The 10,012-nt window shown below is 45.2% G+C and carries 10 protein-coding genes; 7 read left to right on the top strand and 3 right to left on the bottom strand.

The annotated features are described in order from the left end of the window. A partial coding sequence (locus Q0668_RS13345) for an arylsulfatase (RefSeq protein ID WP_298865468.1) occupies window positions 1-1,386 on the top strand: 1,386 nt, incomplete at its 5' end. Window positions 1,387-1,431: 45 nt separating this feature from the next. On the opposite strand, the gene dinB is transcribed toward Q0668_RS13345, so the two are convergent. After that, on the bottom strand, window positions 1,432-2,625 hold the full coding sequence (gene dinB, locus Q0668_RS13340; protein ID WP_298865466.1) for a DNA polymerase IV: 1,194 nt from the start codon (window positions 2,623-2,625) through the stop codon (window positions 1,432-1,434). A gap of 338 nt (window positions 2,626-2,963) precedes the next feature. Between dinB and Q0668_RS13335 the strand changes: the two genes are divergently transcribed. Beyond that, window positions 2,964-4,346 carry a Gfo/Idh/MocA family oxidoreductase gene (locus Q0668_RS13335; protein ID WP_298865464.1) on the top strand — a complete coding sequence of 461 codons (1,383 nt, stop codon included), beginning with the start codon at window positions 2,964-2,966 and terminating at the stop codon, window positions 4,344-4,346. An 83-nt stretch (window positions 4,347-4,429) separates the two neighbouring features. On the opposite strand, the gene Q0668_RS13330 is transcribed toward Q0668_RS13335, so the two are convergent. Both Q0668_RS13330 and Q0668_RS13325 read right to left on the bottom strand, forming a co-directional pair. Then, entirely contained in the window at window positions 4,430-5,269 is an 840-nt protein-coding gene (locus Q0668_RS13330) for an MBL fold metallo-hydrolase (RefSeq protein WP_298865463.1), read from the bottom strand. A 163-nt stretch (window positions 5,270-5,432) separates the two neighbouring features. Then, window positions 5,433-6,494, bottom strand: coding sequence for a Gfo/Idh/MocA family oxidoreductase (locus Q0668_RS13325; protein ID WP_298865461.1), 1,062 nt, complete (start codon window positions 6,492-6,494; stop codon window positions 5,433-5,435). 642 nt (window positions 6,495-7,136) lie between these two features. Here Q0668_RS13325 and Q0668_RS13320 point away from each other — a divergent pair. From Q0668_RS13320 to Q0668_RS13300, 5 genes are all read left to right on the top strand, one after another. Further along, window positions 7,137-7,340, top strand: a complete 204-nt coding sequence (locus Q0668_RS13320) for a carbon storage regulator (RefSeq protein WP_298865459.1) — start codon at window positions 7,137-7,139, stop codon at window positions 7,338-7,340. A gap of 106 nt (window positions 7,341-7,446) precedes the next feature. After that, window positions 7,447-7,758, top strand: coding sequence for an acylphosphatase (locus Q0668_RS13315; RefSeq protein WP_298865456.1), 312 nt, complete (start codon window positions 7,447-7,449; stop codon window positions 7,756-7,758). Between the two features lie 342 nt (window positions 7,759-8,100). After that, window positions 8,101-9,015, top strand: a complete 915-nt coding sequence (locus tag Q0668_RS13310) for an ABC transporter permease subunit (protein ID WP_298865455.1) — start codon at window positions 8,101-8,103, stop codon at window positions 9,013-9,015. A gap of 54 nt (window positions 9,016-9,069) precedes the next feature. Then, entirely contained in the window at window positions 9,070-9,474 is a 405-nt protein-coding gene (locus Q0668_RS13305; protein ID WP_298865452.1) for a hypothetical protein, read from the top strand. A gap of 123 nt (window positions 9,475-9,597) precedes the next feature. Then, the coding region (locus Q0668_RS13300; RefSeq protein WP_298865469.1) for a hypothetical protein at window positions 9,598-10,012 on the top strand (415 nt) is incomplete at its 3' end.

Raw genomic sequence — 10,012 nt, 5'->3', positions numbered from 1 at the left:
TACCGTCTCGTGTCACAGGGGATGAGTTTTACCGATGCTCATAGTGGATCAGCTGTCTGCACGCCTACACGCTATGGGTTATTGACCGGCCGATACAGTTGGCGGACCCGTTTGCAGGAATGGGTGGTCGCCGCTTATGAGCCACCACTGATTACCAGAGATCGGCTTACATTACCGGGATTACTTAAAAAACAGGGTTATCAGACGGCCTGCGTCGGAAAATGGCATCTTGGTTGGCAATGGGCTGGCCCGCAACCCAGTCGTATGATGGAGAAAAAAAACGGACAGTGGAAACTGCAATGGGATTTCAAAAAACCGATTAAAGGCGGACCGACTGAACGCGGGTTTGATTACTTCTTTGGGGTTGATCTTCCCAACCTTCCTCCATTCGCTTTTATTGAAAATGATCATGTTACGAGTCTTCCAACTGCAAAATTTCAGTTGGATCCCAGTGAAGGAATTGTCTTACCCAAAGGATTTGTTGGTGCACCCACCGCACCAGATTGGAGGATGCAGAAGATTCTCCCGGAAATCACTAAACGTGCTGTTCGATATATTCATGATCAAGCAAAACAAGATTCGCCATTCTTCCTGTATTTTTCAATGACTTCACCACATGAACCAGTGGTGCCTTCGGAAAAATTTCGCGGTAAAAGTGGAATTGCTCCCATTGCAGACTTTGTGATGGAGACAGATTGGTCTGCCGGCCAGATTATTCAAGCCGTTGATAAAGCGGGGATCGCCGAGAACACGGTTGTTATTTTTACTGCGGATAATGGTCATTCACACTACACAGGGTGGAATGAATTGGTCAAAGCGGGCCATCAGCCTAGTGGACCCTATCGTGGACACAAAGGAGATATCTGGGAAGGCGGACACCGTGTTCCACTTGTTGTGCGCTGGCCTAAAAGGGTTGAGTCAGGCACGCGCAGTGACAAGATGGTCTGTCTGACAGACTTAATTGCTACGAACGCGGATATTGTAGGAGTCGAATTACCCTCAATCGGAGCAGAGGACAGTATCAGTTTTCTTCCTTCTTTATTGAATCAGAAAAACGACAAACTGCGTACCTCACTCGTGAATCATTCGAACCACGGCGAATTTGCCTACCGAAATGGTCCCTGGAAAATCGTTTTCAAAATGAGTGGTAAAAACCTTCAACAATCACGAGGTAAGCCAACGATAACGGAACTTTATAATTTGGATTCCGATATCAGCGAGCAGAATGACTTGGCCAGACTACATCCGGAAGTTGTAAAGCAGATGACCGTCGATCTGCAAAAGTTGATTGATCAAGGCAGCAGTCGTTCGGGCCAAAAAGGCGCCAATGACACGAAAGTTCGATTCGATATCAGCCAGGAAGTACGTTGGGCACCCGCCTCATAACATTATATATTTACAATAAGTATAGGGATTACTGAGAATATGATGTTATTCATCAGCTGCCTCAGTATCAGAATCGTCTGATGTAATCCGCGTCCCTCTTTTTAACGATTCGGTACCAAATCGGTTTGCAATCTGATCTCTTACCTCATCGAGGCGAGAATGCTTATGCTGATCTGCTTCTTCAAAGAGAGTGCGTTGCTGTAATGGTCTTGTATCAAAGCCGGTGACTCCGACTCCAATGAGTCTGATTGATAAAGCACGCTCAGGCAATCGGTTTTTCAGTAGTTGTAATGCCGTTTCTTCAATTTCATTAGTAATATCAGTCGGATGATTTAAAGTGAGAGCGCGAGTAAATGTAGAGAAATCATCGTAGCGAATTTTGAGATGAATGGTCTTACCTCGCAGTTCGTTTTTGCGAAGTCGCCGGGCCACATCCTCTACCAGTTCGATTAAAACCGTTTTCAGAACTTCCATATCTGTCACGTCTTTAGAAAATGTAGTCTCGCGTGAAATCGATTTTGCCTGTCGATCGGAAATGACGGGACGATCATCAATGCCCCGTGAGAGTTCCCACAAATGCTGGCCTTGCTCGCCAAATAACTCGCCTAACAATTTCGCGTCAAGAGCCCGTAATTGTGCAATGGTTTGAACTCCCAGGTTGGCAAAGCGTTTGCCGGCAACTTTCCCAATACCCCATACGCGTGAAATGGGCAATGGGTCAAGAAATTTGTGGATGCCGTCCGGCTCCACGATCACCAACCCATCCGGCTTATCGGCGTCACTGGCGATTTTAGCCAGAAATTTATTGGGAGCCACACCCACAGATGCAATCAAGTTTAATGAGTCTTTTATTTCTTGCTTGATAGAGACGGCAATATCTGGACCGCTTCCAAATAATAATTGGCTGCCGGAGACATCCAGAAATGCTTCATCTAGCGAGAGGGGTTCAACCAGCGGAGTATACTTGCGAAAAATATTCTGAATACAATGAGAGACCTCAGCATAGTCTTTCATTCGCACCGGAAAATAGTGAGCGTGAGGGCAAAGTTGACGCGCGGTTTTCATGGGCATGGCGCTGTGCACACCAAACTCGCGTGCTACATAATTGGCCGCCGAAACAACACCTCGATGTTCAGCTTGACCGCCGACAATAATCGGTCCCCCTTTTAATTCCGGGTGATCCCGTTCTTCAATCGATGCATAAAAAGCATCCATATCAACGTGTAAGATCGTTCGCATTGGATCAATCGATTGCTCAGCTGATTTAATTAACTTCGCTTACAAAGAGGTCGTTTACTTTTTCATTGGTAGACAGTGCCGTTTTGGGTTGCGGCAGAGCTGAACGATTCACTATTTCTCTACTCGAGAGATTCTATTTTGAGTTTCATTTTAGCATGGATCTCATCAAATACGTACTGAAAAGAATAGAAAGCAAAACAGAGATAAAAGTCGCTTGATCTTTGCAATGCTGTTTCAAGGTCTATTATAATAGTCCGTTCACAATCAATCATCCTGCATCTCGATGATTTAATGAATTTGATCATCTTGCAATTATTTTTGTTGATAAGGAGTCTTCAGTGAGTAAACCTAATCAAAATCGTCGTGACTTTTTGAAAACATCAGCCGCTGTTGTGGCTGGCAGCAGCGTCCCTTTCTGGTTTGATATTGATCCTGCCAGTGCATACAAATTCAAGGCAGCCAATGACCGTCCTGTAGTAGGATGTATTGGAACAGGTAGTCGCTGGAATTCCGTTGGTCCTAATGCCATGAAGTATGGCGATGTGATAGCTGTCTGCGATGTAGATGCTGCTCATGCGAATAAAGCTCACGATCGAGTGAAAGATATTCAGGGCAAAAAAGGGAATAATAAAAAAGTCGCTGTGTTCGAAGACTATCAAAAAGTTCTCGAAAACCCCGAAATCGATATAGTGACCATCGTCACGACCGATCATTGGCATACAAAAATTGCAATCGAAGCGATGAAAGCCGGTAAAGACGTTTATTGCGAAAAACCGCTGACTTTGACGATTGATGAAGGCAAGCAAATCATCAAAACATTGAAAGAAACCGGGCGCGTTTTTCAAGTTGGAACGCAACAGCGCAGTGAAATGGGACAGCGTTTCCTGAACGCCGTAGCTGTTATTAAAGAAGGTCGCCTAGGCAAAATCACAGAAGTGGAATGTGTCATCGGTGGCATTGCTCCCAGTGGTCCTCTTCCGGTCGCTGAAGTTCCTAAATCCTTGAATTGGGAAAAATGGCTTGGACAAGCGCCAGTCACAGATTATCGCTGGAAAGCAGGCGAAGGCGAGAAGCCTAGTGCCAAAACACGTGGACATTACGAATTCCGCTGGTGGTATGAATATTCTGGTGGCAAAATGACCGACTGGGGCGCACATCATGTTGATATCGCTCAATGGGCAATTGGCATGGATCATTCAGGCCCCACCCAGGTCGTTCCCATTTCGGCAGTACATCCGATTCCTCTCAAGAATGGCATGCCTACCAAAGACGACGCTTATAACGTTGCTTCCAATTTCGAAGTGCAGTGCGCTTTCCCGAACGAAGTGAAAATGACGATCAAAAGCGATGGGCGAAATGGAATTCTCTTTACAGGTACTGAAGGTCGGATGTTCGTCAGCCGTGGCGATTTAACTGGTAAACCAGTAGAAGACCTGAAGAATAACCCACTTTCCAGTGATACCATCAAGAAGCTCTACAAAGGGCGTCAGCCTGGCGATCACATGCGAAACTTCTATGAATGTGTCGATGCGCGGGAACAACCAATTTCCGATGTCATGACACACCATAGAGCTATTACGACATGTCATTTGGCAAATATTGCTATTCGTCTTAATCGTTCACTGGAATGGGATCCCAAAACAGAGCAGATTATCGGCGATGACGATGCCAATCAGTGGCAGAGCCGCAAGCAGCGTAAAGGGTACGAAATTAACGCGTAGTCTAATTGCTTAATCTAAAAAAACGATCAGCCTGAAGGAAGCCCATTTCCTTCAGGCTGTTTTCATTTCTGTGACTCAAAACTCTACATCCAGAGGTGAATACGTTCTTGTAATTCTGCTGGCAGGCGTTTTTTGATGGCATTCATCACCTGATTATCATGATACCGCGTACTGAAATGTGCGAGGATAATCAATTCATTTTGAAATCGTTCTGCACGTTCGACCAGATCGTCAAGGTGCATATGGCCAAATTTATGGATCTTCTCCCGCCGATGATCGGGACGATAAAACGTCATCTCGGTAATCAGTACTTTGGATTCATAGGCGGTTTCGAAATGATCCAGGCCAGCAGGAGCGGTATCTCCCGTATAACAAACGAGAGGCACGCGAATTTCTTCGCTGACTTCGGTTCCGGCAACTCGCGCATCACGGATTTCCGATTCTGGCTTGCCGATGAATTCTGGTTTCAGCTTTTTGCGGCAGTCCCAGACCTGAAAACCCAAAGAGGGAACTGTGTGTTTGGTTCGAAAAGCAGTTACGGCATGTTCACGTGAAAGCTGGATATCTTCCCCATCCTTCAAGCCAACCAGGTCACATTCCATGCGCCCTCGATCCAGTTTTTGCCAGCTTTTCAGCATGTTCCAGGCTGGATCAATGACTTCTTCGGGCATATAAATCGTGGGCGGACTCATTTTCATCATACGTCTACGGGCAACATAAGCGGGTAATGCTGCCATATGATCAAGGTGGGCATGCGAAATGAAAAAGACTGAAGTGCCCATGAATGACCAGGGACTGGCACCCATGTCGAAGCCCAGTTTGAGTTCGGGAACTCTCCAGTAACTCTGAACGGCAGCGCGTGAATACCCCTCGATAGTAAGTCCTTTGTATTTCAGGGATTGGAGAGGTAAATTTTCAAGCATGGAAACAACACGATTGGTGGATCAGAAATGTTAGTATTCTCAAGTAAGCCAGATTAACTCAATTTATCTGACTTACCAATAAATACACCGCCGGAAATCGAAGAACCGTTCGAGATTCGGCGGTGTGATTGTTGTAAAGATGAAATTTCTATAAGTGAGACACTTAATTGACCGCTATGGATCGGCCCGTCTGGATACTTTTTGCTTCCGCATAGCAGATTTTCAGAGCATCTCTAGCCAGAGCCCCGGACAAAGCCTCTGGTTCAACACCAGATCGAATCGCATCTACTGCTGCCTGTAATTCCAGGGTAAATGCCGCACACCAGGCGTCTCCCCCTTTTAGTTTAGGATGTTGTAATTGACCTTTTTTAGTAATTAGTGTGAGCGGCTGGCTGACGACCCATTCTTTATTCTTACCCACTCCCATTGTTCCTGCACCAAATAGGACTGTCGCGTTTTCGAAGTAGAGTTCATAGCCGTGCGCAAATTCCAAACCACGTGCCGCGATGCCTCCGCTGACACAACTGATCGCCAGGTTCGGGTCTTCGAAATCATAGACGGTATGAACATGGTTTACATAGCCTTTGTTTTCGATCCCGCGTGAAGTCACTTTTCGAGGAACCCCACACATCAGGCTGATCAAATGATTGTCATGGATATGTAAATCGACCCCCCAGCCACCTAACTTCTGAAAATCTTCAATATTTTCCGACCATTTGGGAGGTGCCATAACTCGGCGAAAATGTGCGGCTAGAAGTTTGCCGTACTTGTTGCTTTGAACGCATTCTACAGCAAACTGAAATTCAGGAAAGAAGGGAAGTACCTGCGCTACCATGAACTGTACCCCTGCCTTCTCTGCTGTTTTTACCATTTTGTTTGCCGCTTTGAGATCCAGGGCAATTGGCTTCTCCACAAGCGTATGTTTGCCAGCTCGAATGGAGTCCAGAGCTACCTTTTCGTGCATCTGGGTGGGCAGGCAAATGTCAACCAGATCAATATCCGGGTCAGCTAAAAGGTCGTGATAGTCGGCGTATTGTTTGACTTTAGATAAATCAACCTGACCACCTCGAGGACCAAAATTTCCTTCAATTGTACTCCAGTCACCCGCCAGTTTTTTGGGATCTCGGGTTGAAATGGCGGTAACTTTGGCGCCTTTGAGCTTCTTGGCTCCCTCGTAATGAGCCATTCCCATAAAACCAATACCGATAATTCCGATTCGAACCATAATATTTCCCCGTTAATGAGGCTGATTTTTGAGTTGGTAAATACTGTTGCTAAAGACTGACGATCCGTGCTGAAATCGTCAAGCGGTTGCCATCAGGTTTTCCCGCTTCTTTTTCTATCTTCTGCGAATTCCATGCGCCTTTGGCGCTCATCAGATTTTGAAACGGATCAGTTCTAACGTAATCGGTGGCGAAGTTGTGATTCGGCGAACCCTTTTCCGATATACCGGAAAGGGGGAGTTCTCTGCGTTTTGTGAGGCAACATTGAACTGAAAAACCCCACTAGATTCTGCGATTTGTGTGGTGGGCAACCCGTTTTGCTGCCTATTTTTTGTGCAATACTCGGGGTGCCTGGATTTTGTGCAATAATATAGGGAGTGCGTGGCGTGTGGGGTAGTGTTTCTGTGGTTGCAGGTCGCTGTTTTATATTTTTAAGTCTGGGCTAGACACGTTAATCCAAAAGGTGTTATCATACTGATGTCGACATCGTAGTGATGGCAGTTGTCGGGGAAATAGAGAATGTTTTCAGTAAACTGTCTTAATGAGTACTCTTGAATTACCCTCATCCTACAATTTGGCTTCAACCTTTCTGAAAAGGTTACAGGGAAGTATGAGGGAACAGATAACGAAGGATTCGAAAAGAAATGCTTGTATTATCACGTAAGCCCGGTGAACGAATTCGGATTGGCGATGACGTAACCTTGACGGTTGTTCGAATTGGCCCCAATTCAGTCAGGCTAGGCATTGATGCTCCACGGAGCATGAGTATTGTCCGAGAAGAGTTGTGTATTGACTTCTCTGATCTTCCAGAGGCTGGTCAATGTAAAGAGGGCGCCTCCTCGCCTTAACGGAAACTGCTCTTCCCGTTTCAAGTTTTCTTGATCGTAGTACGATTGTCGATAAAAATTCGTTTCTAATTCATGATTCCATATTTCGACATTAGAAGCCCGTTCAATGTGTGCTGATTCCCAGCATTCGGATTTATCAGCAGCTACAGTCTGTTTGCATGCTGTTTTTCACGGGAGTGTACAGGGCGTTGGTTTTCGCTATCGTACTTCAAGGCTTGTCAGCCAGCATCCTATTAGTGGCTTTGTCAAAAATTTGTCAGACGGGACTGTCGAACTGATGGTCCAGGCGAGTGATAAATCGATTCTGGATGAATTTTTTGATGAAATGATGCTGGCTTTTGCAACAAATGTAACAGATGTATCGATTCAGGAAGTCACTCCCGATCCAAGCTGTTTGAACTTTTCAATCAAACGCTAACTCTAAGTAGCTAAGCAAGTTTGAATTGAATTGAACCGAATCTGGCAAGTTATAGCGGACGTTCATACCAGATTAGGGAAATCATGTTCTGAATCGCTCCGTATTCTTTACTTTGATCACCTTTTCGCGGTAAAGTAGCTAGGGACTGGAGCAAGATGCGTCTTTTTTCGATCATAAATGGTTTGTTTTTCAGAACTTTAAAAATAAAACCAACATTCTGAGAAGCCTGTTCCGTACTACCATCGAATGATTATGCGCCGCGAATGGCACTCACATATTATGTAATTTTATTCTTAAGTTCATATAACTTCTTGATCGGTGAATATAACAATGGAAAGCCTCTTGGTTTTTTCTGCAGAAAATGCTGACTTGACAGTGCAATGGTGGATTACCGGAATTGGTGTCCTGATATATTTTGTGATTCTATTTGGAGTGGTCTCTTATTCACAGGCAGGAGTGATTGCCAAAGCCACTACAAAAGAGGCGATTCGCCAGCCAGTGTTCATGCTTTTAATGGCATTGGGTCTGGTTCTGCTACTGCTCAACACATTTCTCCCGTTCTTTTCGATGGGCGACGATGTTAAAATGCTGATGGACTGCGGCTTAGCGACGATTTTGATATGCAGTCTGTTGCTTGCGGTCTGGTCTGCCAGCACGAGTATCGCAGATGAAATTGAAGGTAAGACAGCCATGACTTTGCTGTCGAAGCCGATCAACCGTCGTCAATTTATAGTCGGAAAATATCTCGGCATACTCAAAGCCGTTGTCTGGTTGATGCTCCCGATGGTGATTACTTTCCTGTTACTTGTTTATTTCAAGGTGGGTTATGATGCCCGGGAAGCTTCCAAAGATGTTCCCAGCCATGCAGAAAAAATGGCAGCTGTCTGGCTGATTCTTCCGGGTATTCTTCTGATTTACATGGAAGTTGCTATCCTGACTGCAATCAGTGTCGCGATTTCAACCCGTCTGCCGATGATGGTGAATATGATTATATGCTTTGGGATCTACATTATAGGTCATCTGACACCTAATCTGGTTCAGGCCAAATCAGAAGGGCTGGAGTTTGTGAAATTCACAGGACAGTTGATCGCCACAGTTTTGCCTAACCTTGATAATTTTAATATGTCACCAGCGGTTGCAACAGGAACAGTGGTTCCACCAATCTATATCGGTTATTCGGCTTTAAGCTGTCTGCTTTATTCTGGAATCGCGATTCTGGTTGCCTTTATCCTTTTTGAAGACCGTGACCTTGCCTGAACAATGTGAGGCAGGTTGCATTTATCAATCATTTAAACAGATTCGGTGGGTCCTGTGTCAAATCGTCAGCCCAACGCCTTCCACCGCGCGTTTCCTGCGCGGGAATTCTTTCGGGGTTCCGCCAGATCAGTCTTGATCTGGTCTCTAGTGAATGGTCTGTTACTTGCTTTATTGGCGGTCAATTTATTTCTGATAGTTGACTTACTCAACCATCGGGGCAGGATCACCATTCGAGGAAAACAGAATGTTCTGAGAATTCAGGAATTGAGAAATATTCCGCCGCTTGTGATTGATTCGGATCAAGCGAAGTCAGAAAAGACTCCCGAAAAATCCGATAAGGAGCCAACAACAAAATTATCGGAACCGATAGCGGATAATGCGAAATCTGCAGAATCCATTCAATTTGGTTCAGATACTCTTGTTTTGACTGATTCCGGAATACTGCCTTCTGTGTGGTGACTACATTCGAAATATCCCTCGAATCTATTGAACCGACTCTACCAGCGTTTTCCTGTTCTTCAGGAAAATCAGTCAGCCTTCTTTGCACTCATTTTCGTAGCACTGATACTTTCCATCATTCGCATGATGATTCGCTGGAGGATCAGGCAACGCAGTTTGAAAATCTCTCAGCATGTTTCTATGACGTTACGAAATATGATCCATCGTCAGGCACTGCGACTGGGGCCTGGTGATTTATCAGGTAAAGAAACGGACGAGACTTTTTCTTTATTCACCAAAGATGTTGGGGTAGTGCAAAGTGGTGTTTTTCAGTGGATCTATCGACTTTCTCAGCATGCTTCCACACTGTTGATTCTACTGCTTTTTACGATTTCCGTCGACTGGAGATTAACACTCCAGTGTATGATTCCACTGGCGGCTGCTTGGTATTTTTTACAGCAACATCGAAAAGATTATGAATTTCAACATGCTCGAACGTTAATATCTATTGAAACCGAGTTGGCTTTGCTGGCAGAAAATGTCCGCAGCACGCGGCTGG

This window comes from uncultured Gimesia sp., from assembly GCF_937910335.1.
In the GTDB taxonomy this organism is placed as follows: Bacteria; Planctomycetota; Planctomycetia; order Planctomycetales; family Planctomycetaceae; genus Gimesia.
Note: the sequence above shows the minus strand (reverse complement) of the source record. Positions and strands in the feature narration are given on the sequence as shown.

Bases quoted from the DNA above. Each gene is read 5' to 3' on its own strand.
- dinB (WP_298865466.1), bottom strand. From the start codon at position 2,625: ATGCGAACGATCTTACACGTTGATATGGATGCTTTTTATGCATCGATT.
- Q0668_RS13315 (WP_298865456.1), top strand. From the start codon at position 7,447: ATGTGTGCTGATTCCCAGCATTCGGATTTATCAGCAGCTACAGTCTGT.
- Q0668_RS13330 (WP_298865463.1), bottom strand. From the start codon at position 5,269: ATGCTTGAAAATTTACCTCTCCAATCCCTGAAATACAAAGGACTTACT.
- Q0668_RS13325 (WP_298865461.1), bottom strand. From the start codon at position 6,494: ATGGTTCGAATCGGAATTATCGGTATTGGTTTTATGGGAATGGCTCAT.
- Q0668_RS13320 (WP_298865459.1), top strand. From the start codon at position 7,137: ATGCTTGTATTATCACGTAAGCCCGGTGAACGAATTCGGATTGGCGAT.